At 50.6% G+C, this 22,962-nt stretch carries 15 protein-coding genes and 1 pseudogene; 14 read left to right on the forward strand and 2 right to left on the reverse strand.

Annotated features, from left to right (window positions below; genetic code table 11):
* Positions 1 to 142 precede the first annotated feature (142 nt).
* Both GA004_RS05110 and GA004_RS05115 read left to right on the forward strand, forming a co-directional pair.
* Complete coding sequence (locus tag GA004_RS05110; RefSeq protein ID WP_283396227.1) at positions 143 to 2,323, forward strand: outer membrane protein assembly factor BamB family protein; 2,181 nt, start codon at positions 143 to 145, stop codon at positions 2,321 to 2,323.
* Between the two features lie 42 nt (positions 2,324 to 2,365).
* Positions 2,366 to 3,334 (forward strand): DUF6807 domain-containing protein, encoded by a 969-nt coding sequence (locus GA004_RS05115; protein WP_283396228.1) that lies wholly within the window; start codon positions 2,366 to 2,368, stop codon positions 3,332 to 3,334.
* A gap of 68 nt (positions 3,335 to 3,402) precedes the next feature.
* On the opposite strand, the gene GA004_RS05120 is transcribed toward GA004_RS05115, so the two are convergent.
* The gene (locus GA004_RS05120) at positions 3,403 to 4,980 is read right to left on the reverse strand and encodes an arylsulfatase B (RefSeq protein WP_283396229.1); all 1,578 of its coding nucleotides are present in this window, start codon (positions 4,978 to 4,980) and stop codon (positions 3,403 to 3,405) included.
* 748 nt (positions 4,981 to 5,728) lie between these two features.
* Here GA004_RS05120 and GA004_RS05125 point away from each other — a divergent pair.
* The 8 genes from GA004_RS05125 (at position 5,729) to GA004_RS05160 (ending at position 17,141) form a co-directional block, all read left to right on the forward strand.
* Complete coding sequence (locus tag GA004_RS05125) at positions 5,729 to 6,844, forward strand: mandelate racemase/muconate lactonizing enzyme family protein (protein WP_283396230.1); 1,116 nt, start codon at positions 5,729 to 5,731, stop codon at positions 6,842 to 6,844.
* Positions 6,845 to 6,856: 12 nt separating this feature from the next.
* The gene (locus tag GA004_RS05130; RefSeq protein WP_283396231.1) at positions 6,857 to 8,971 is read left to right on the forward strand and encodes a sulfatase family protein; all 2,115 of its coding nucleotides are present in this window, start codon (positions 6,857 to 6,859) and stop codon (positions 8,969 to 8,971) included.
* An 85-nt stretch (positions 8,972 to 9,056) separates the two neighbouring features.
* Positions 9,057 to 10,415: a sulfatase family protein gene (locus tag GA004_RS05135; protein WP_283396232.1), complete on the forward strand. Its 1,359-nt coding sequence runs from the start codon at positions 9,057 to 9,059 to the stop codon at positions 10,413 to 10,415.
* Positions 10,416 to 10,580: 165 nt separating this feature from the next.
* Positions 10,581 to 10,724 carry a hypothetical protein gene (locus tag GA004_RS05140; RefSeq protein WP_283396233.1) on the forward strand — a complete coding sequence of 48 codons (144 nt, stop codon included), beginning with the start codon at positions 10,581 to 10,583 and terminating at the stop codon, positions 10,722 to 10,724.
* A gap of 429 nt (positions 10,725 to 11,153) precedes the next feature.
* Positions 11,154 to 12,254 carry an efflux RND transporter periplasmic adaptor subunit gene (locus tag GA004_RS05145; protein WP_283396234.1) on the forward strand — a complete coding sequence of 367 codons (1,101 nt, stop codon included), beginning with the start codon at positions 11,154 to 11,156 and terminating at the stop codon, positions 12,252 to 12,254.
* Between the two features lie 23 nt (positions 12,255 to 12,277).
* On the forward strand, positions 12,278 to 15,403 hold the full coding sequence (locus GA004_RS05150) for an efflux RND transporter permease subunit (RefSeq protein ID WP_283396235.1): 3,126 nt from the start codon (positions 12,278 to 12,280) through the stop codon (positions 15,401 to 15,403).
* A gap of 5 nt (positions 15,404 to 15,408) precedes the next feature.
* Positions 15,409 to 16,842, forward strand: a complete 1,434-nt coding sequence (locus GA004_RS05155) for a TolC family protein (protein ID WP_283396236.1) — start codon at positions 15,409 to 15,411, stop codon at positions 16,840 to 16,842.
* A 101-nt stretch (positions 16,843 to 16,943) separates the two neighbouring features.
* The gene (locus GA004_RS05160) at positions 16,944 to 17,141 is read left to right on the forward strand and encodes a hypothetical protein (RefSeq protein WP_283396237.1); all 198 of its coding nucleotides are present in this window, start codon (positions 16,944 to 16,946) and stop codon (positions 17,139 to 17,141) included.
* On the opposite strand, the gene GA004_RS05165 is transcribed toward GA004_RS05160, so the two are convergent.
* Entirely contained in the window at positions 17,138 to 17,623 is a 486-nt protein-coding gene (locus GA004_RS05165) for a ribonuclease HI (protein WP_283396238.1), read from the reverse strand. The two genes, GA004_RS05160 and GA004_RS05165, sit on opposite strands and share 4 nt — an antisense overlap.
* Positions 17,624 to 17,742: 119 nt before the next feature.
* Here GA004_RS05165 and GA004_RS17930 point away from each other — a divergent pair.
* The 4 genes and pseudogenes from GA004_RS17930 to GA004_RS05180 form a co-directional block, all read left to right on the forward strand.
* Positions 17,743 to 17,955 (forward strand): annotated as a pseudogene (locus GA004_RS17930) (DUF1501 domain-containing protein); the annotation flags it as partial.
* A 143-nt stretch (positions 17,956 to 18,098) separates the two neighbouring features.
* Entirely contained in the window at positions 18,099 to 19,298 is a 1,200-nt protein-coding gene (locus GA004_RS05170; protein ID WP_283396239.1) for a DUF6607 family protein, read from the forward strand.
* Positions 19,299 to 19,452: 154 nt separating this feature from the next.
* Positions 19,453 to 21,642 (forward strand): sulfatase-like hydrolase/transferase, encoded by a 2,190-nt coding sequence (locus GA004_RS05175; RefSeq protein WP_283396241.1) that lies wholly within the window; start codon positions 19,453 to 19,455, stop codon positions 21,640 to 21,642.
* Positions 21,643 to 21,686: 44 nt separating this feature from the next.
* Positions 21,687 to 22,958, forward strand: a complete 1,272-nt coding sequence (locus tag GA004_RS05180) for a PQQ-binding-like beta-propeller repeat protein (RefSeq protein WP_283396242.1) — start codon at positions 21,687 to 21,689, stop codon at positions 22,956 to 22,958.
* Positions 22,959 to 22,962 lie beyond the last annotated feature (4 nt).

Here is a 22,962-nt window from a genome sequence, read left to right on the forward strand (position 1 = left end):
TACCTTAAAATACCTCGGGGCTTGCCGGAGGTCGTTGCCCTAGCTAGTAAAAATCGTTCGATATCTAACCCAGTAGACTTAAGAAAGTGTTGCCCTAGATAAATCCTAGGAGCAGTTTATGGCTGCCAGACTTTCTGCCAGGATGAAACAAGTTCGTATTAAAATAGTTGTTGTATTCACGTTTTTGCTCGCCGCTTGCAGCTCGAATGATCGACTTTCAAAGGACTCGGGGAGCCGTGAGTGGCCGACTTACCAAGGAGATGAAGCCCGGAACCAGTTTTCCTATCTTGAACAAATCACAAAGGACAATGTGGGCACTTTGGAGGTTGCTTGGACCTATACGAGCGAGAATGTTGAGCTAGGAGAGCGATCGCAAATGCAGTGTAATCCCATTGTTAAAGACGGCATTCTTTATGGCACCTCCCCCACGTTGAAAGTTTTTGCCTTAGAAGCGGCAACGGGAAGTCCGCTCTGGGAATTCGATCCAAAAACCTGGCTTGAGGGCGAGGGCGTGTCTTTTGGAATCAGCGCGAATCGAGGGGTTGCTTTGTGGGAGGGCCAGGGAGAAAAGCGCATTCTCATGTCAATCGGCGGTTGGCTTCTATGCCTAGAGGGAAATACAGGATTGCCAATAGAGTCTTTTGGGGAAGGAGGCCGGACCTCACTCAAGCTCGACCTAGGTGAGAGAGCCCAGGATTTACATGTTGAATCGAGGACTCCGGGAACCGTTTTTGAGGATCTCTTGATCATGGGGACTCGTGTTTCCGAAAATGTCGACGCGGCGCCGGGTCATATTAGAGCCTTTGATATCCTGACGGGTGAAGTTGCTTGGACATTTCATACCATTCCTCAAAAAGGGGAATACGGATTGGAGACTTGGCCTATCGGAGCCTACGATTGGGCTGGTGGGGCGAATTCGTGGGCAGGGATGAGCGTTGATCGTGATCGCGCGATGGTATATGCACCCACGGGCTCCGCATCGTTCGATTTTTATGGAGGGAATCGTGTTGGGGATAATCTATTTGCAAACTGTATTATAGCTTTGGATGCGCGGACCGGAGAGCGCAAGTGGCATTTCCAAACGGTTCATCACGACATTTGGGACAGGGATTTACCCGCTCCGCCCAACCTCGTGACACTCGAAATTGATGGTGTGAAACGAGATGCGGTGGCCCAAATCACAAAGTCGGGACATGTCTTTGTTCTGGATCGAGACACAGGAGCGCCGCTTCACCCCGTTGAGGAAATGCCTTTTCCCCGTTCTGACTTGCAGGGGGAGGTTTCCTCTCCTACTCAGCCGCTTCCGATTAAGCCAGAGCCTTTTTCCCGGCAGCGTTTCGATTTTAAAGACGTGACCAACATAAGCGAAGAAGCCAATAGGTATGTGACTGGAATCCTGGCTAACCTTCGATCGGATGGGCAGTTCATTCCGCCGAGCAAAGAAGGGACGGTCATCTTCCCCGGATTCGATGGCGGTGGTGAATGGGGTGGAGCGTCGGTGGAGCCCGATACTGGAATCATGTATGTGAATGGGAACGAAATGCCTTGGATTATGACCATGGTTGAAACCAAACGGGCTACCGCTCGGGCAGGGGGCTCAGTCCGTCTGGCCGACTTAGGTGAGGAGATTTACCAAAATCGATGTGCGTTCTGTCACGGTCCTGAACGGCAAGGAGATCCTACGGGCACCTTCCCAAATATTCAGTCTGTGGGCACAAAACTGAAGAAAGATGAGATCCTAGCCATGTTGATGGAGGGCAAGGGATTTATGCCCTCTTTCAGGCAACTGGGTAAGGGGCGGCTAGAAGCGGTAATCGCTTTCCTGCTCAATTCAACGGAAGAGGTGGATCCACACGCTATGGGTCTAGCTTCCAATGAGGCTGCACTGCCATATTCTCATACTGGATACAATCGTTTCCTGGACCAAGAAGGCTACCCTGCCGTAAAGCCACCGTGGGGGACGCTTAACGCGATTGATCTCAATAAGGGAGAGATCCTGTGGAAGGTTCCCTTAGGGGAGTTTGAAGCTCTCGCCATGAGAGGCGTCGAGAAAACGGGTACGGAAAACTATGGGGGTCCCGTCGCGACGGCGGGGGGACTCATTTTTATTGCGGCCACCAAAGATGAGCACATACGGGCTTTTGACAAGGAAACGGGTGAAGAACTTTGGAAGCACAAACTTCCCGCTGGCGGCTATGCGACGCCTTCTGTTTACGAAGCGGGCGAGCGGCAGTACGTCGTCATCGCTTGCGGAGGAGGGAAAATGGGGACGGCTCCTGGAAGCCGTTATGTCGCCTTTGCTTTGCCCGAAGAGTTGAAATAGATTATTGGCAAGAGCCATGCGGAAGCCTATAGGTTTGGGCTTATGCATATCCCAACACGAACCTGTACCCTCTGTTTAGTTTTTTTTACGCTTGTTTCTTTTGCTGCTGACGCGGCCACACCTTCCGTTCGTGAAACTGATGCAAGCATCACCGTCTCCATCGATGATCGATCGATTTTAACCTACCACAAAGCGGACGTGCCACCTCCCGAGGGTGCTGACCCTATTTTCACTCGAAGCGGTTTCATCCATCCGGTCCATTCGCCTAGCGGGACGGTCGTTACGGGGATTCATCCAGACGATCACTATCATCATTTGGGACTCTGGCACGCATGGGTGGAGTGCGAGATAGAGGGAGAGAATGTCGACTTTTGGAATTTGAAGGAAGAGACAGGGAGGGTGCGGTATGCTAAAACGCTCTCACTATCTTGGGGGAGTGACTCTGCGGGATTTACAGTAGTGCAAGAGCACGTTGCCTTTCCGGGGAACCAGGAAAAGGAAAAAGTGATTCTAAGAGAAGTATTTACGTTGGTAGCCCGGTTCATTGATGGTGCTTATGAAATCGACTATGAAACGGTTCAGACGAATGTATCGAGTTCTTCCTTGAAACTTCCTGCCTACCGGTATGGTGGCCCCATCGCTTATCGAGCTCCCCATCATTGGGATAAGTCCAATAGCGACTATCTTAGCTCCGAGGGCAAAAACCGTAATGATGGCCATACGACACGGTCGAAATGGATTGCGATGTGGGGAGAAAAGGAAACGGGTCCTGGAGCGGATACCTTGACGATTCTTTGCCACCGCGAAAACCACGACTTCCCCCAACGGATGCGCGTTTGGCCGGAAACATCCAACAATGGAGCCATATTTTTCAACTACGTTCCGATTCAGGAGTTCGCCTGGGAAATCTCGCCAGGCCAAGTATCCACTATGCGATACCGATTAGTTGTCCAGAATGGAAAACCGAACCCCTATGACCTAAATAAACGTTGGAATCGGTTTGTCCGATAGTGTTTAGGATTTTGCAAATCGATTGGTTGTGGGATTGACTAGTGCTCCCACAATTGATGGGTGCGGAACTACCTTCCGTCGCCGGTATAGGTTATTTTTCCATCAACTGGGGCCTGGGGCCAAGGGGTGGTCCCGGGGGCCCAATCTTTGGGTTGGGTCGCACGGACTTTGCGAACTTCCTCTTTTACCCATTCCGGTGCGGTGGCATTCTCCTTTTGACCGTAAACCCAGGGAAGGGCGGGAGACATGAGCTGCGACATATCGGGCATGGGCGGTCGTTGCGTTCCCGCCTCTGCTACCCGTTTTGCGAGCCGCTCAGCAATGCCTGGATACTGCTTTGCGAGATCTTCCGTCTCGCTAGGGTCCACTACGATATTGTATAGCTCCTTGCCCACGAGTTTGTAGTCGCCCAGTCGAATTGCGGGAAAACGCACACTGCCTGACACCTCGTAGATAACTTCCTTTCGTGGAGCGGGCTCGCCAGCTAAAATTGTACCCGTCATGTCGATACTGTCTGCTATTCGCTTTTGCTTGTGGCTACCGCCTGCAAGAGTTATGAAAGTGCTATAAAGATCGACGATGTGCATCATGGCGTCGTTTGAGGTTCCCGGCTCGATCTTACCCGGCCATCTAAAGACGCACGGTACACGGACTCCTCCCTCGTAATTGGTGTTTTTGTGACCGCGGTAGGGAGCGTTCATTTCGTCCCGCAGTCCTCCATTGTCATTGGCGAATATCACCAGAGTGTCATTCTTATAGCCATATTGATCCACAGCTCCAACGATGCGGCCGACTGCATCGTCGAGACATTTGAGAGCCGCATAGCGCTTTTCATATTTGTCCGTGTAGCGTGGAATTTCTTCCAGGGGCCCATGGATGGCATTGAAAGGAACGTAGAAGAAAAAGGGTTGGGGCTGGCGTTTGCCCGAAGACTTGTCTTTGTGCTGGGCGATCAGCCGGATAGTCTCATTGGCGATGAGGTCAGTCGTGTAGCCTTGCTCGTAAAGCGGCTCCTGATCCCGATGCCAGTCATAGACTGCGTAGCGGGCGGGTGCATTGTGCGGAATGGTGTAGTTGTTGTAGTCTATACCCCAGGCGTAGTGTCCGTATTGGTGCGTGAATCCCTGGCCCATGGGAAGGTGCTCCGGTAGCCATTCCCCACAGTGCCACTTTCCGATTAGGGCGGTGAGGTAGCCGGCGCTCTTCAGGGCTTCCGCCACAGTCCTTTCATTAGTATCCAATGCGTGAATGCGACGAGTCTCTTCACCTTGTTCATTGGTTGGCAAGGTGAGACCCAGCTTTTTGAGATAGCTTGGTTTGCCAAAGTCCTCGGAGCGCCAATCGCTCCAGGTTCGAAACGCGTACCGTCCGGTTAGGAATGCGGCCCGAGTGGGAGCGCAGACGGCATGACTGTAAAACTGAGTTAGACTGACCCCTTCGTTGCGAAAACGATCAATGTGCGGGGTGTGCTCAGGGTTGCCCCCGTTGAAGCCTGCTTCATTCCAGCCCATGTCGTCTGCCAGGATGAATACGATGTTGGGTCGAGAGCCCGCCACGTCTGCTGCTTGAGATGAATTGAATACTAGCAGAGATGCCGCTAAAAGTACGGTCGTTTTAAATTGAGGGAAAGAGGGCTTTGGAAGCATTGAGATCAAAAGGGTTTTTGGTATTTGAAGGTTAGTGTGATTAAAAATCGGCTGAAGCTAATGATCGCGAAAATCGATTTCTTGCACGTAGCTGCGTAGCAATTTCCAATGAGGATCTAGCTTGGATTCCCAAGTCAATTCTTCTTTTGGAAATGCCGTCTGTGCGGATGCTTGCAAATCCTTAAAACTGAAATTTTCGGGAGCGTAGCTATAGTAGGTCCGCTTGCGGAGAAAAGTCTCTATGAGTACGGGCCAAGGCAGTCCGGAGATAATATGCTCATCAAGCGGTACGAGGGGCTGATGGAGCTCATCGACGGAAAGTTCGATTTCCGGAAACTCGGTTTGTGTGTAGGTGCCCCATACGAGTAAATGCAGCTTTGGCTGGATGTCTTCGTAATTTTTCTTCGGGGGGTAGCGGAGACGGAGAAGACGCCCCTCCCGTTCCTTTGCCTAAGAATACCATTTTTCGGTCTTCTCGGACATCTACGGGTTGAGGTAAGGATAGTTGGATTTTTTGAGGGACTTTGTAATCGAAATCAGTGAGAAAGCAATCGCACTTCTTGCCGCCATTGAAGGGGCGATAGGGGTTTGTGTGGTAAGGGAAGAGTTCTTTTCGTTGAATTAAGACCAGTAGACGAATTGATCGAATGTTGACGCCTGTGCGGTGGCGAGCCAGATAGGTATTGGATTTAAGAAACCTCGTCTCGTCTAATTGGATTCTATATTGGGAACGTGGCAAAAGTCGGAAATGAGCAAAGTCGATCGAATTGAAACTAAGCTTTTCAAGGTGCCCCTTGCTGAAATGCTGACGGACGCAACGCATGGGGACCACTTGCATTTTGATCTGGTAACGGTGACTATTGCTCTAGACGATGGGTATGAAGGAACTGGCTACACCTACACCGGTGGTAGAGGGGGATGCGCGATCAAGGCATTGCTCGATCATGATTTGGTTCCTTTTCTGATGGGAAGAGATGGCTCGGAGGTCGAATCGATTAACGAGCTTTGCGAATCACATATTCACTATGTGGGGAGGGGAGGCATTGCGTCTTTTGCGATCTCCGCGATCGATATCGCCTTGTGGGACGCCCGCTGCAAAAGGCTGAAAAAGCCATTGTGGCAGGTTGCTGGGGGAGCCAGGAAAAGCTGCAAGGTGTATGCTGGTGGGATCGATTTGGAATTTCCGCTTCCCAAATTGCTCAAGAGTATTGAGGGCTATCTAGAGGAAGGCTTCAACGCGGTGAAAATCAAAGTAGGGCGTCTCGATTTGAGTGAGGATATAGCTCGTGCCCGAGCGGTAAGAGAATTGGTGGGGCCGGATGTATTTTTCATGGTCGACGCGAACTATTCCTTGAGCGTGGACAAGGCGATCGAGGCTGCCAATCGATTCAAGGAGTTTGACGTCTCGTGGTTTGAAGAGCCCACCTTGCCTGATGACTACCAGGGTTATGCGACAATAGCGGAATCGACCGGCTTACCTTTGGCGATGGGCGAAAACTTGCACACGATGCACGAGTTTGGATACGCCTTTGAACAAGCAAATCTTTCCTATATTCAGCCCGATGCGTCGAACTGCTTAGGCATTACGGGATGGCTTAAGGTGGCGTATCAATCTGATAATTACGGCATTCCCATTTGTTCACATGGCATGCACGAGCTCCATGTGAGCCTCGTTTCATCGCAGTCTCACGGCGGCTGGCTGGAGCGTCACAGTTTCCCTATTGATTATTACACGGCTAGGCCCTTAGTTCTGGATGACAATCTAGCGGTAGCACCGGATTCCCTAGGAATTGGAGTCGAATTCGATTGGGAGAAGTTGAAGCCTCACATGGTTGCCGAGAACGAGATTTCCAAGATTAGCTAATCCACTTATAAAATGAAAAAAGCGTCTCTCATAACCCTTGTAACGTTCGCCCTTTGTGCAGTTGCGACCATTGCATCTGCTCAGGTTCTAAAACAACCCAATATTATCGTCATGATGGCTGACGATATGGGGATGGGCGATACGAGTGCTTACCAGGATTTCACCGGCAACGCGGATGAGAACCAAGTTTATACGCCACAAATGGAACGACTGGCTAGAATGGGAATGCGATTTACGGATGCCCATACGCCTTCATCACGGTGTTCGCCCACTCGATACGGCTTGTTGACAGGGCGATACTCCTGGCGTAATCGACTCAAACATTGGGTGCTCTTCGGCTCACAAGGTGATCCTATGATCGAAAGCGATCGGCCGACGATTGCGTCTCTGCTCAAAGATCACGATTATCGAACGGCGATGTTTGGAAAATGGCACGTGGGGCTTCGGTATAGGCGGTCGGATGGCGACCCGGCGGCAGGTTGGGAAGATGCGGATCTCTCCAAACCTTTGCATACCTCACCCCTGGACCATGGATTCGACGTGGCGCACTTTACCAGCAGGTCGCACCTCTCATCAGGCCCAACCATCAAAGACGGTAAGATCACCCTTCTCAGAGGGCCGGGGCATATTGACGGCCGTTTTGTCACCGGAACGACGGGTTCTAAAAAGGGCCTGGTCGTGGCGGGTCCGAGTGCCTACATCCTTGAAGAACTTGGCAGTCGGCATTCGGACAACGCGATTGGTTTCATGACGAATCATGTGGGCGACCCGCAATTCCGCTGGCAGCCATTTTTTCTCTACTATCCAGCCAATTCGAATCATGGTCCCCATACGCCGGATACGTCTATCGGAGGAATACCTGTTGATGGTGCTGCTCGCACGGAGTCAGGAGAAAAGACAACGATTCGCAATGACTATATTTACGAAAACGATGTGGCCTTGGGCAGAATGATCGACTGGCTTGAGTCGACCCAAGATCCTCGCAACCCAGGTAGTAAGCTGATCGAAAACACAATCGTCCTATTTACCAGTGACAATGGAGCCGAGGTTGACAGCGATATCGCAACGGGGCCTTTCCGTAGCCACAAGGGCTCTGTGTACGAAGGGGGTCATCGTGTCCCATTTATCGTTGCCTGGCCGGCTGGGGATGTTGGGGACGGTGATGCGGGGAGTCCAGGGTTGAGCAACGAGGCTCCGATCGGACTACAGGATCTTTACGCGACCTTTGCCGAAGTAGTCGGAACAAAAATGCCCGACCATCGTGCGGGGGAAAAAGGTGGCGAGGATAGCTTTAGTATACTGAGCGCTTTCCGTGGCCAATCGCTTCCGGACCGCCCACCATTGTTTTTTAACGACCACAAGGAAGCGAAAGAGGACCCGGCCGTTATGGCGATGCGCTTGGATTCACCTCGGATTGGAGGTCTTTTGGAAACGGGCAAGTGGAAGCTGTTTTTCGATGCCTCCCTTATCCGATCTGGATTAGCTAGACCCTACGAACTATATGATCTAGCTGAGGACCAGTGGGAAAAAGAGAACTTAATCGATCGACCGGATTTGAAACCACTCATCGCATACATGACCGAAAAGGCGTTGCTTCATCGGAATTCGGGCGGGCATCTTTTAGCGGAGTTTGCTCCGTCGGAACGCATTGTGTTCGATTGGACTAAAGACCATTCCCTCGAGGGTAGGCCGGTTGGCGCGAGTATAATGGTTCCCGACTCAGACTTAACTCTCAATATGGACGTATCCTATATTTCTGGGGCTCTGATACGCGCTACTTTTGATTTGAACGAAAGGGGTCTTGGAATCCAGCATGGACAATCTGGCGATGTGGATTCGGGTGAAGGGCTGCGGATCTCTTTCAACCGGGACGTGATTGTCGACTCTTTGGGCATTGTCGCAGGCGATGGTATTTGCGGCGGCTTTTATCAGGTAGGGAAAGGAGCCCGCCTTTCGATTTACTGTGTAGATGCAGATATCGATGATAAGGATCAGAGTGGCGTGCTAAGCGACATTGGCGTTTTAAGGGCAGGTGAATCTCTCTGGCTATCCAGCCAGGGACGGTTTGGTTCGGAAGACGAGGGTCAGTGGAGACTGCGAACCTTGGCGGTGCGCCTCCTAGAGTGACGCCTCACTTCCAGCGCGGCAAACACTTGTGATTTGCCAGGTTAGCCTTCAGTCTCGTTTCTGATCTTTTAGTCCCTTCATTAAGATGAAATTTGTCTCCTTATTATTAGCGTTTCTGGTAGTGATTCCTTGCCTCAATGGAGAGGAGTTACCTCCTAACCTTGTGGTGTTTCTGTCCGATGATATGGGCCGGGCGGAGAGCTCGGTTTACGGGTCCAAGGAGGTCCTCACACCCACGATGGATATGCTGGCTTCCAACGGCATGGTGTTCGACGAGGCGTACGTGGCGTCTCCTTCCTGTTGCCCGAACCGATTCTCACTCCTTACAGGTCTAATGCCTGCCCGGCATGGGGCGCACCCGAATCATAGTCAGGTGAAAGAAGGAACCGAGTTCCTATTCCCGCTTTTGAAAGCGAAGGGTTACACGATCGCGTCCTTTGGGAAAGTCGCGCATGGAGCTCGTGAGTTCGAAGGATTGGACTTTAACTCGAAATCTCCCAGAAATATGTCGGTCGCGGTTCGTGAATGGTTTGCGTCGAATGAGGTACGGGAACCTATCTGCCTGCTTGTAGGAGACCGCCGTCCGCATGTGCCTTGGGTGGAAGAGTCGACTTACGATCCCTCCCAAATTTCTCTTCCAGACTATTTGGTCGATACCCCTGAGACACGCGATCACTGGGCTCGTTACCTTACGGATATTACGGGGATGGACGAGGAAATGGGGCGTATCCACAAGATCGCTCAGAAGGAGTTTGGTGAGAACTTTCTATTTCTCTTCACAAGCGACCACGGTGGGCAATGGCCTCGTGGCAAATGGAATTTGTATGAGACGGGGGTTCAGATTCCGTTGATTGTTTCCTGGCCGGGTCACGTTGCCAATGGCGTGCGGACGGATGCCATGGTGAGCTGGGTCGATCTCGTTCCTACATTGATTGATTTAGCAGGTGGTGAGATACCATTCGACATCGATGGAAAGCCCTTCACTGGGGTATTGAGAGGAGAAGCGAGGGTGCATCGTGACCGTATCTTCACGACGCATACGGGTGATGGGGTTATGAATATCTTTCCGATTCGAAGTGTCCGTATCGGAAAATACAAATACATCGAGAATTTGCGTCCGGATGGATATTTTACAAACCATTCAGATCGTTTGCGAAAAGACGGCGCCGGTGCCTTCTGGGACTCTTGGGACGAGGTTGCTAAGTTAGACCCGATGGCCGCTGCCATCATTCGGAATTACTACACGAGGGACCCGCTCGAGTTGTTCGACTTAGAGGCGGATCCTATGGAGTATGATAACCTGGCCCGTAATTCAGAGTATCGAGATGTGATGGCCCAAATGAAAAAGGAGCTCACTGAGTGGACAGAATCCCAAGGGGACGAGTTGCTGCCGCACAAGGAACCCTATTTGCTTACTGAGCCCATCCCCGATTTGAGAAAGTAGAATTCGATATCTTTTCGGAGCGATTCATCTTCATTGGAATTTATGAAACATCTATTTGCATTCAGCATTTTACTTTTGTTTTACTAGGCTTCTACTGATTGGCTTAAAGGAGGGGGATGCGCTGGCGACTTTGAGACGATCCATGAGGCGCCAACGCATTGGAGCGTGATAGGGGAAGAAAATATTGGATGGCGGATCACGCATCTAGAAACGGGTCAGAGCGCACCCGTCATCTCTTGGGGAAAAGTGTTTTTCTCGACGGGCAAAGAAGTCGAAAGCGACGCGGAACTAGCGAATGAGATCGGATAGAGTCGCGGAAGAGAGGAAGATCTTCAATTCGGGTCCGTTTTGGCTTTGAAGTTTTCGGGCAGAAGGATGATGCGAGATTGTCCGCCGTTTCAATGCTCCAATTCCCGCTGATGGATTTTTGATTTTAGACCAACGCCCGATTCGTGGTGGCATCGTCAGCATATCCCAAGAAACTTGTTAAAGCGGTTAGGTCGTCGATGCGACCTAAAGACTGCGAATGGGTGTTATGGATTGGTTTTGGAGAACCTAACAATCCGTTAGACGAAATTATTGTGTTTTCGCTTGGCTCCGATTCAACCTCCACTCATATGAATGAGAAAATCCGATGTTGCTCGTTGGCCAGTGTGAAAATCAGCGGGATTAGATTCGGGATCTGGTTGTGTGGGGAAAATTTTAGAGAGGGAATAACCTAATTACATTCCAAATATCATGTGGAAAACGTTCTTAGTCGTCTTCGGGCTCATAGTTGCGATTCTTTTAGGGATCTTCTTTATTAAAGGACCTCAGTTCGCTCCACCTCCGCTCTTTGTCATGCCTCCTGAGTCAGTTTCTTCAGGGATCGCTGAGGAGATGGTTTGGGAGAACTCGGTGAGCGCCGTCGGAACGTTGCGGGCTTCGCAGGGGGTAACGCTTTCTGCCGAGGTTTCAGGTACCATATCCGAAATTCACTTTGAATCGGGTCAAAACGCGCAGAAGGGAGATTTGCTTTTCGAACTCGATACCTCGGCGGAACGAGCTCAATTGGAGTCTGCAGTGGCGTCAGCAGAACTGGCCGAAGTCAATTTGAAGCGGACGAAGGAACTAAGGGCCAGTCGTTCGGTGGCCCAGTCAGAGTTGGATACTGCGGAAGCACGGGCTAAGGAAGCGAAAGCGGCGCTCTCGCAGATTCAGGCGCAGCTTGAAAAGAAGGTGATCCGGGCTCCGTTCTCTGGCCGGCTTGGTATTAGGCAGATTGACTTGGGTGAGTATATCAACCCCGGCGCTCCCGTAGTCTCGCTCCAGTCCGTCGACCCTATGTTCGTGGATTTTTCATTGCCTCAGCAGCAGTTGAGCAAGGTTAAAAGTGGCTATGAATTCCGATTGACCGTAGACACTTACACTAGCAAAACCTTCGACGGTACGGTGAAGGCAATCGATCCTGAGCTGAACTTGACCAATCGGATGTTCCGAGTCCGAGGGGTTATAAGGAACGAAGACGGTGCGCTGGTTCCAGGAATGTTTGCCAATGTGGATGTCGTGCAACCGGACTCGACTACGGTGGTCGCTGTACCCGGAACAGCGGTGTACTATCAAGCCTTCGGTAATACTGTTTTTGTGATAAGGGATTCCGATGAGGGAAAGATTGTTGAACAACGCTTTGTTAAAGTAGGCCGGACCAAAGGTGACTTCGTCTCCATTGTCGAGGGAATCGCTGCGGGTGAGGAAATCGTCACGGCAGGAACATTCAAGCTCTCCGACGGCCGTTCTGTAGTGGTCAATAACTCCAGTTCCCTGCCTGTCTCGCTTAATCCAACCCCCGCTGACGCTTAGTTTCGAATTAGCGAATAACTGGAATGAGCGAGATTATCAAATCCATTACGGACATCTTTATCCGGCGGCCGGTACTGGCTATTGTCGTGAACCTTGTCATTGTTATCGCGGGAGGCCAGGCAATCTACAATGCGACATCGGGATCGGGTGGGTTTACGGTGCGCCAATATCCGCAGAGCGAGAATGCCCTCGTTACGGTGACGACTTTCTACATTGGAGCTGATGCGGATCTCGTGAAGGGATTTGTTACGACACCGTTAGAGCGAGTCATCGCTGCAGCGGACGGAATCGATTATATCGAATCTAGCAGTGTTCAAAGCCTTTCGACAATCTCCATCCGGTTGAAGCTGAACGTCGATGCCATTAAAGTGCTGGCGGAAATCTCCTCTAAAGTGGATCAAGTGAGGGGGGATCTGCCGCCGGAAGCTGAGGTGCCGATAATAAATGTTGAAACGGCGGATACGAGAGTCGCTTCGATGTATTTGAGTTTCAAGTCTTCCAATCTGGAGCGAAATGAAGTGACCGACTACTTGACTCGTGCCGTGCAGCCAGCGTTGACAGCGGTCAAAGGTGTGCAGCGAGCGGACATATTAGGAGCCCGCGCCCTCGCCGTCCGCGTTTGGCTCAAACCGGAAAAGCTAGCGGCCTTCAATATCAGTGCAACGGAAGTTCGGTTGGCGCTCGCATCCAACAATGTTCTTGCGGCGGTGGGGAAAACTAAGGGGAGCTATGAGCAGATCAGCCTGAGTTCCAACGCGAATCTCACCTCGGTGGAAGAGTTTCAGGAACTGATATTGCGCGAGGAAAGGGATCAGGTAATTCATTTGGCCGATGTAGCCGATGTTGAGTTGGGAGCGGAGAGCTATGATGCCGATGTGCGTTTTGGCGGCGAACAAGCGGTTTTTATGGGTATTTGGGTGATGCCATCCGCAAACTCGCTCGATGTAATCAAGCGGGTTCGGGCCGAGGTTGAGGCGATGCAGGACCGTTTTCCGGTTGGATTTGAAGGAGGTGTTGGGTATGATGCCACCGAATACATCGACAATGCCCTTAAGGAAGTAGTGGTTACCCTTTCTGAGACTCTATTGATTGTTGTCGTGGTGATTTTTCTTTTCCTCGGGTCTGTCCGTTCCGTTCTAGTGCCTTTAGTCGCGATACCGGTCTCATTGATTGGGGGGATTTTCCTCATGCAGATTTTTGGTTTCAGTATCAATCTTTTGACACTGCTAGCCATCGTTCTAGCAGTGGGACTAGTTGTCGATGATGCAATCGTTGTTGTAGAAAATGTCGAACGCTACCTGCGTGATGGAAACTCTCCTAAGGACGCCGCTCTGAAAGGAGCCCGAGAGCTGGTAGGGCCCATTATTGCAACGACAATTACCCTTGCTACCGTTTATGCTCCGATCGCCTTTCAGGGCGGATTGACCGGCTCGCTGTTTAGGGAATTCACAGTTACATTGGCCGGGGCAGTCATTGTATCTAGTGTGGTAGCGCTGACATTATCCCCGATGATGGCCTCTAAAGTGCTAAAGGCGAACAGCGAGGAGAAAGGGTTTCGAGGCGTGGTAAACCGGTTTTTCGATCGGTTGCGTGAGCGTTACCGAAAGATGATCGAAGGTACATTGAAGGCTCGCCCAGCTGTTTATACACTTTGGGGGTTTCTGACTTTTCTGGTAATACCGCTATATGTCCTGTCCTCGATGTCTACCGAGTTGGCACCTACCGAAGACAAGGGTATTATATTTGGGCTACTGAGCACTTCATCCAATTCTACCATCGAGCAATCCAGTCACTTTTCAAAACAAGTGCAGGACGTTTTTGCGTCGACTCCAGAATACGACTACTCCTTCCAGATTACATCCCCCACAGGGGGCTTTGGAGGGATGATCGTTAAGCCATGGGGTGAACGAGAACGGCACATCATCGATATTCGTCAAAGTATGATACCTCAGTTAGGAAGCGTTCCAGGTATTAAACTTTTGCCCGTCCTTCCACCCGCACTTCCGGGAGGTAGCAACTTTCCTGTAGAATACATCATTTCATCCACCGCCGAAACCGAGCAAATTGCTGCTCTAGCTCGTCAAGTAGCCAACAACGCAGCTGCAACTGGACTATTTGCATTTCCGCCAGAGCTGGATGTGAAGATAGACGAGCCACAGTCGAAGATCATTTTCGATCGTGATAAAGTAGCAGCATTGGGAATGAATCTTTCCGACGTCGGAAATGATCTGAGCGTTTTGCTCGGAGGGAACTACGTGAATCGGTTTTCGATAGATGGTCGTAGCTATAAGGTAATCCCTCAAGTGAAGCGCACGAGTCGGCTTGCCCCTGAAGATCTCGCCGACATGTACGTGAGGGGGCCGAATGGGAATTTAGTGCCGCTCTCTAGCTTCGCGACGATTGAGAATTCAGTTAAACCGCGGAGCCTGAATCGGTTTAACCAGCTGAATTCTGTTAAGATTTCCGGCATAGCGATGGCTCCTTTGGATGCGGCGCTAAAAGTTTTGGAGGAAGAGTCTGCGAAGATTTTGCCGAATGGTTACGCGATCGACTATGCGGGAGAGTCGCGTCAATTGAGGAAAGAAGGGAGCAGTTTTTTCCCTATGCTGATGTTAGCATTGGTATTGGTATTTCTGGTTCTTGCGGCGCAGTTTAACTCTTTCAGGGATCCTTTGATCATCATTCTAGGCTCTGTGCCCTTGGGGATGTTTGGGGCTTTGCTTTTCACCGCAATGCGAGCTCCTGGCGATCCTTGGACGCCTCATTGGTCTTGGGGGTGGACCTCCTCTTGGAATATATACTCGCAGGTGGGAATGATTACTTTATTGGGACTAGTCACTAAGAATAGTATCCTCATCGTCCAGTTTGCCAATGTATTGCAAGAACGGGGACGCAGTAAGCTAAAGGCGGCCAGTGAAGCGGCTGCGACACGACTGAGACCTATTTTAATGACCTCAGCAGCCACTATCTTCGGGCATATGATGCTCGTGTTCGTTTCAGGTGCGGGTGCTGCCGCTCGAAACTCGATTGGTCTCGTATTGGTTGGGGGGATGGCGATCGGGACGCTCTTCACTATCTTTATCGTTCCCTCGCTTTACATGCTACTGGCCAAGAATCATCAGAATGACATTGCGGAGGTGTCGGCATGAGTTGGATGATGCTACTTAGTTTTAGGAGTTCTAGGGCCGGTGCTTGCACTGTTTCTCGGTGGAGAGATACGAGGGGAAAATGGGGCACAGCCCAGGCACTGGCCCTAAAATTGGGGATCTTTGTATCCGCGATTACCACGAGTTTTGGGCAGGATGAACGGCCGCCTGAAGAGCCGGATACGTTCGATCTCAAAACGGCACTCAGTTATGCTCTGGATAACAACTTCAACATTCGTCGAGCGATCGAGCAAATTGAGGAGCAGGAAGGGATAATCGTGGAAGTAAAAGCTCGGACGCGTCCCAGCTTGTCCTTGGATGCGAATTATCAAAAACTTGATGGGGGTCTGAGTGAGGTGGTTGAAGGATTCGGTATTGCGACGGACAATACCTGGGGAATCAGCCTCAACCTGCGCCAGGCTCTCTACCAAGGGGGCGGCATTAAGGCGGCGTTGAAAGCTCAGGACCTGACGAGGGAATCAGTGAGGCTCTTTCTTGAAAGTACGATTATGGACGCCATGCTGGAAGTTACGACGCGGTACTACGGCACATTGCTGGCTCGTGACCAGATTGAAGTTGAAGAGCAAAATGTCGAGTTGCTTGAGGAAACCTTGGAAGATGCTCAGAATAGACTTAGAGCCGGGTCCGTTTCCGATTTTGAGGTTCTGCGAGCAGAAGTTTTATTGGCTAATGCGAAACCCGCCTTGATTCGTCGTCGTAGCGCATTTCGTGTCGCCATCGATCAACTACGCCGAAGTATCGGATATGGAAACTATCGCCGTGATTCGAATAATCTGGAGAAGGTTCCCGAGTTCTTGGGAGAGCTAAAATACGAACTGGTCGCCTACGACTTGGCGATTTGCCTAGATTTGGCCTTATCGAATCGCTCCGAACTGGAACGACTTCGCCTGATTGAAGAAGCCCGAGATGCCGGTTTGGAAATTGCCCGCTCAGACTACCGTCCCAGTGTTGATTTGATTGGAAGCTACGGAAAACGTAAGAGCAATTTTTCTGAATCTTTCGATGACGGGCCCGAAGGTTGGACCGTGGGCGTGGTGGCGACTTGGGACATCTTCGACGGGGCGGCTCGTAAAGGACGGGTGCGTCAAGCCCGCTCACAGTTGGAGCAATCTCGGATCGAGCGGGATTCTCTCCGCTTGGCGATCGAGGTTGAAGTGCGCCAGGCGATGTCAGAGTTCCGAGAGGCGGAGGAATTGGTGAACGCCGCCGCCAAGGCAGTCGAGCAAGCCGAGGAAGCGCTTCGTCTGGCGGATAGTCGCTATAATGCGGGAGCGATAAACCAGCTTGATGTGTTTGAAGCCCGGTTTGCCTTAACCGATTCTAGAACGAATCGCCTCGAGGCTTATTACCGACATATTGTCGCGGTTGCGAATCTTAAGCGTGCCATGGGTGAAGATAAACCTGCACTCGATTCAAACTGAAACCCGTACATTAATCTGATAGGATTAGTTACGAAAAAACCGTGATTTTTCCTGTTTGTGCTTCTTCTCAAAGTTGGATGGATTCAGTCCTTTGCTAACATTTGAATGGCTCTCGAGCTCTCGCGCTTGACTTAAAGGGAGAGCTTACCTTGTTCGAGGCATCCCCGCTCTATTTCGATATTATTGATGAACGAACGATCGGCGACGAGCCCACTTGGGCTCGTTTGGCGATATCAGTGTACCGGTTGTTTGTACGATCATTGAAGGGACTGACTGCGTACAGTCAGACTCGGTCTTAGAATCTTTTCGATTGGTGTGCCCTCAACGCTTTCCTGGCAGCTCGATCCACGAAGGTGAAGATTTTGTCGTTAGCATCTTTCTCTGAATTTCGTTTATGCCCCTTAACCTTCACCAACCGGCAATCGAGCCGGTCCATCCCTTTGAAGAATTCGCGATAAAGTTCGTGGTTACGGAGCTGTGAGCCCTTTTTAGATTTGAAGTTGTTCTCTTCGAGAGCCGATCGCCGCACTGGTAGTTGGACTAAGTTCTGAGAGTCCGTATATACTACTAAACTACCTCCAGAGGCTCCAATCTGGCTCAAAGCCCATAGTATATTTTGCAGCTCGAGTTTGGTTGAGGATGTGAAATCGAACTGTTTGACCTCGATCCTATTTTGGTAGTCTGTATTGGGAGCGGTGGCATCGATAAGCAAATAGGCTCCGAAACCGGTTTTCGATTTCGTGTCCACGCTGCCATCAATATAGAGTGCCCATTCTTTCATTCTCAATCTTGTTGTGCCATTGAACCTGTGGAGGCAACTTATTCGCAACTGGGATTTTTACAGAAGAGCTTTGATAGCGTGATGGTAATGATGAGGATTCCGGGAAGGGTGGCGGCGGAAAAGGTGGAACCAGTTATGTGGCGACCGATGACTTTGGGCGGCGAGCGGAAGTGAATTCGATTTCGATTTGGGAGTTCCATTCAACGGTTCTGCATATTCTGGACCTCGACTGCAATCAGCTGTCTTGGTATAACAACGGCCTTGATCGGCGTCTGACCGATGTGCATGGACATAAGATTAAGGATGTTTCGGCGGGATTTACGGGAACTTAGTGCGGTCAATGGCAACTTATGTATTGATTCGTCTGTTTGAAAATTCGTATTACAAACTACAGTGCGGCACGACGCTGCGATAAAATAGATAAGATTAATCGCGGCGTAAAACCGCTCCTACAAGAAACCGGTTCAACTTTTTGATGAAAAACGTATTCTATGTCCCGATGGTCTTAATCGTTACGTCACTCTTGAGCGGCTGCTATAGTACATCGGAAAATTTGAGCGAAGCGGACTACGGTTCAAGAGCAACGACTTCGGGAAAGGAGACAGTTGCGGATTTATCGATCCCCTCTTCGACTTACGTGTTTGGCTGGGGAAGTCTTCCCGTTGGACTGGCTAGTCCGCGAGGGGGGACGACGCAAGGAACACCTGTAGAACTCGCACTCGCTAGAAAACTGCCCTTAGTTGAAATTGCTGCCGCAGCGAGTTCATTCGAAAAGGATAGGGCAGCCATTTTGTCACTGGCAGGCGACTACAAGACCAGTTTTCATTTTATGGAAACGCTGGGTCTCTATCCGGAGCACGAACCCACGCGGCCCTATCATTCTTGGGCTACAGAGGAAATTCGCGTTTTGGAGGATAGGAGGGATTTCATTAGTCTGCAGCACACACTGGTCATGCATTTCGAGATGGACGATGGCTCTATAATGGCACCGATGGTGATGAAACATTGGAGACAAGACTGGACGTACGAAGATACGGATCTCCACACATTCAGAGGAAGTGCATCATGGAGCCGTGAAAGCCGAGAACCGGAATCGGTCTCCGGCGGATGGTCGCAAGCGGTTTGGCAGGTGGACGATTCTCCCCGCTACGAAGTCATCGGACGATGGACACACGATGGGAATCGATCGATTTGGACGGGTGAAAATTCATGGCGACCCCTGCCGCGACGCGAATATTCGGTTCGTGACGACTATGATGTGATGGAAGGCTTTCATCGTATTGTCATTGTACCGACGGGCTGGATTCATGAGCAGAATAACTGGAAGCGGGTCGCTGGGGACGCTTCGGAGGCACCGGAATACCGGGGACACGAATTAGGAATCGACCGATACGAGCGAATCGTTAGCCCAAGCCTGGATCGCTCGGATAGTTATTGGGAAAAAACCGGCCCCTATTGGCGCGAGGTTCGGGAAGCGTGGAAAGCCGTTTATGAAAAATGGGACCACTTCTCGCTGAAAAGTAAAGTCGAGAACCGCAGTCAATTTGAATACCATTTTGAATACGCAGCCAAGCTGGAAGGGGGCGAGCCCTACGATCCTGCCAAGGGGGCGGCGTTTGCGCGGGAGACGATTGAATCCTTTCTCACAGAAGCGAAAGAGAAGGCACAGTATTAGCTCGATTTTGGATCCCAGGACTCCTTTTTTCCAATACGATGCGGGAAATACTTCTATGGGGCTTGTTTTACAGATTGCCAATGAGGTGACCTCAATGGATCGTCACACTAGTAATTCCGCCTGACCTTAGTCTGTCTAGAAATTCAATAACGTGATGAATCGAGCTATTTTTTATCTTAGCCTAACGCTTACTTTTTCGGCCTGCCTGTGGGGTGCGGACAAGCCGAATATTGTCTTCTTTTTTGCGGATGATCAAACGACTGATACCTTGGGTTGCTACGGGAACGACATCATTCAAACCCCGAATATCGACTCGCTCGCGGAGCAGGGTACTCTTTTTAGGAATGCCTTTGTGAGCCAGTCGATTTGCTGGGTTAGCCGCACGACGATTCTAACGGGATTGACAGGTCGCAGTTATGGAGAACCGGGAAATCCGGATTTAGCACGAGCCAGTGCGGTTGAAACTTTGGTATCAGATATCCTTCGAGAAGAAGGTTATCGCACAGGGTATTTTGGCAAGTGGCACGCGAAGATGCCGAAAGGCTACAAGCCTGAGGATCATTTCGACGAAATGGAGATCATTTTCCGAAATCCATTTTACAAGAAGATGCCTGATGGAAGCCTTCGGCATGAAACGGAGGTAATCGTTGACCGTGGTATCGATTTCATCAAGCGCCAGCCAAAAGACCAGCCTTTCGCTCTGAACCTCTGGTTTAGCGCTGCCCATGCGGAAGACAGTGACCGCCGCCCAGGAATCGGGCAGTTCCCCTGGCCGCGAGCAATGGACGGAACATATGATGATGTTGAATTCAAAGCGCCTCGGTTAAGTGATCCGGCCATATTCGAAGCTCAGCCGGATTTTCTCAAAACGACAATTAATCGAGAGCGCTATTTCTGGAGATGGAACACTCCGGAAAAGTACGAGTTGAACATGCGTGCCTACTACCGGATGATCAGTGGAATCGACGGGGCAATCGGGCGTTTCATGGAAGCTCTTGAGGAAGCCGGTTTGGCGGACAATACGATTATCGTGTATTCCGCGGATAATGGATACCATATGGGTAATAGAGGATTCGCTGGTAAATGGTTGCATTACGAAGAGTCTCTACGAGTACCTTTAATCATATTTGATCCACGTGTATCCCAAAAAGAGAAAGGCCAGGTGACGGATTCACTGGCTCTTAATTTAGACTTTCCCTCAACCTTTCTCGATTGGGCCGGAGCGGAGATTCCCGATCGATATCAGGGGAGAAGTCTCGAGCCGATCGTGTCAAAGGGAACGCCCAAAGACTGGCGCAAGGAAACGTTCCATGAGCACTTTGCGGTAAGGCATAGGAGTCCGGCGTTTGAAGGGATCCGCAATGAGCAGTTTAAGTACGCACGGTACTTTGATCACGGAAATTACGAATTTCTACACGACCTGAAAAGCGATCCCGATGAGCTCGTTAACCTAGCAAGCCACCCCGAATACGCGGATATCTTGAAAACCATGCGCCAACGTACTGATAGGCGAGTGGAAGAGTTGGGTGGTCCTCTCGTCGCCCCGGCTAGTAAATTCACCCATTCGACGCCACCCTATCCCTATGCCTCAGCCGCCGTTACGAATAAGCCGGGAGGAGATGGTTACCAAAATCTCCTCGAGGGCTCGATAGGTAGGAATTGGACAGGTAACTTGGAGTACTGGTCTCTAGATAATGGCATTCTCAAGGGGACGACCAATGGGAGCCTGAAAGCAAACAGCTTTCTCAGTTGGAAGGGATCGACGGTTCGCAATTTCGACCTAAAGGTGAAGGTGAGAGTCAGTAAGGGGGGCAACAGTGGGATTCAGTATCGCGGTCAGTCGCGTCCCTATTTGGGTTTGGATGTTGTATCCGGATATCAATGCGATGTGGTTGCAAACATTTCGAAGTATAATGGAATGCTCTACGAAGAGAAGGGGCGTCGTATCCTTTCGCACACGGGCGAGAAAGTGATTGTTGATGAAGATGGGCGGCCATGGGTTACGGAAATGATGCCAGTAATGGAATTTCCTCCCCGCGAATGGCACGAGTACCGGGTTCGAGTAATTGGAAATCACCACCAACATTGGATCAATGGTCACAAGACCGCAGACTTGCTAGACTTTGATGTTGCGGGACGTTCGCTCGATGGTGTGCTCGCCGTGCAAGTGCATGTGGGTCCGGCAATGACCATCGAATACAAGGATTTCAAAATTAAGCACTTGCCTGACAATTTGCCATTGAAGTCTGCGAAGAATCATCCCATTCCAGCGACTGCTCATGGAGTACGTCCGCAAGGAAAGCTGCCCCCCGACTGGAAAGCGCCGATATATGGCGAGCTTTAGTTTGAAGAGTGACGCAATCTGAATTTGGAACTGAACTACCCATTATGAGCACACGATTTTTTATCTCTTTGCTATCGATCATTAGCCTTATTTCCGTGTCGCAATCCTCTTATGGAAAGCTGGACGAGTGGCCAAAATACCGGGGACCGGCTGAGCAAGGTGTCTCGGAGGCCGTGAATGTTCCTATCGAGTGGTCAACTGAGAAAAATATTGTATGGAAAAGCGAAATACCGGGAAGAGGATGGTCATCCCCATTGTTGATTGACGGGAAGATCGTACTAACAACGGCAATGGAGGAAACGGTTAATGACTTGCACGATCTGAAGGTACTGCAAGTAGATGCAAAAACCGGTGAAATCCTTTGGTTAAAGACAGTATTGCACGCCACCATAGAGGAGGGTCAGGATCGACATCCTAAAAACAGTTTGGCCAGTCCTACTCCAGCGATGGAGGATGGGGTGATATATGCTCATTTTGGCCATATGGGGACCGTAGCTCTCGATTTTGATACGGGAGAAACATTGTGGAAACAGAAAATTTCCTACACCGCTAAAAACGGAGCAGGGGGCAGCCCTGTAGTGGTAGACGACCTACTTGTCTTTACGACAGACAGCTTTGAGGAACCGGTGGTTACGGCTCTTTACAAAGAAACGGGCAAGATTGCGTGGCGCACAACGCGAAGTCATCAGGTTAAGAACAATTTTTCACATGGCACGCCATTGGTGATTGAGAATGGTGGTCGTACCGAAATTATAAGCCCAGGCAGTGGCATGGTGGGCGCCTATCGTCCGGAAGACGGAAAGGAAACCTGGCTCGTACGTTACCCGATGGGATTCTCGATGTCGACCCGCCCCATATACGTCGATGGCGTTCTCTACATGGGTACCGGTTTTTCGCGCCCCAGCTTCTATGCCATTCGAGTCGATGGAGCAACGGGCGACTTAACCGATACCCACGTGAAATGGATGTACCACAAAAGCATGCCTAAGACGCCATCCCCAAATTTCGTCAACGGTAGCGTGATTACTCTAGAGGATGACGGTCGGCTTCAGAGTCTCGACGCAGAGACGGGTGAGTTGCGGTGGATGGAGCCGCTTAGAGGCAAGTTTTCCGCGTCGCCGGTTCAAGTGGGCGATCTTCTGTATATTGTCAGCGAAGAGGGGCTTTGCTTGGTTATTCGTTTGCGGGATGATGGCTGTGAGATAATTTCTGAAATGGAAATGGGAGAAGAGACACTGGCCTCACCGGCTGTCGTGGATAACACGATCTATCTCCGGACAAGGCACCATTTGTGGAAGATTTCTGGGGACAGCTAGACGA

Origin of the sequence: Candidatus Pelagisphaera phototrophica (assembly GCF_014529625.1) — a bacterium.
Taxonomy (GTDB): domain Bacteria; phylum Verrucomicrobiota; class Verrucomicrobiia; order Opitutales; family Opitutaceae; genus Pelagisphaera; species Pelagisphaera phototrophica.

Excerpts from the sequence above, each read along its gene's own strand:
- GA004_RS05110 (WP_283396227.1), top strand. The coding sequence starts at position 143 with ATGAAACAAGTTCGTATTAAAATAGTTGTTGTATTCACGTTTTTGCTC.
- GA004_RS05115 (WP_283396228.1), top strand. The coding sequence starts at position 2,366 with ATGCATATCCCAACACGAACCTGTACCCTCTGTTTAGTTTTTTTTACG.
- GA004_RS05120 (WP_283396229.1), bottom strand. The coding sequence starts at position 4,980 with ATGCTTCCAAAGCCCTCTTTCCCTCAATTTAAAACGACCGTACTTTTA.
- GA004_RS05125 (WP_283396230.1), top strand. The coding sequence starts at position 5,729 with ATGAGCAAAGTCGATCGAATTGAAACTAAGCTTTTCAAGGTGCCCCTT.
- GA004_RS05130 (WP_283396231.1), top strand. The coding sequence starts at position 6,857 with ATGAAAAAAGCGTCTCTCATAACCCTTGTAACGTTCGCCCTTTGTGCA.
- GA004_RS05135 (WP_283396232.1), top strand. The coding sequence starts at position 9,057 with ATGAAATTTGTCTCCTTATTATTAGCGTTTCTGGTAGTGATTCCTTGC.
- GA004_RS05145 (WP_283396234.1), top strand. The coding sequence starts at position 11,154 with ATGTGGAAAACGTTCTTAGTCGTCTTCGGGCTCATAGTTGCGATTCTT.
- GA004_RS05150 (WP_283396235.1), top strand. The coding sequence starts at position 12,278 with ATGAGCGAGATTATCAAATCCATTACGGACATCTTTATCCGGCGGCCG.
- GA004_RS05155 (WP_283396236.1), top strand. The coding sequence starts at position 15,409 with ATGATGCTACTTAGTTTTAGGAGTTCTAGGGCCGGTGCTTGCACTGTT.
- GA004_RS05165 (WP_283396238.1), bottom strand. The coding sequence starts at position 17,623 with ATGAAAGAATGGGCACTCTATATTGATGGCAGCGTGGACACGAAATCG.
- GA004_RS05170 (WP_283396239.1), top strand. The coding sequence starts at position 18,099 with ATGAAAAACGTATTCTATGTCCCGATGGTCTTAATCGTTACGTCACTC.
- GA004_RS05175 (WP_283396241.1), top strand. The coding sequence starts at position 19,453 with ATGAATCGAGCTATTTTTTATCTTAGCCTAACGCTTACTTTTTCGGCC.
- GA004_RS05180 (WP_283396242.1), top strand. The coding sequence starts at position 21,687 with ATGAGCACACGATTTTTTATCTCTTTGCTATCGATCATTAGCCTTATT.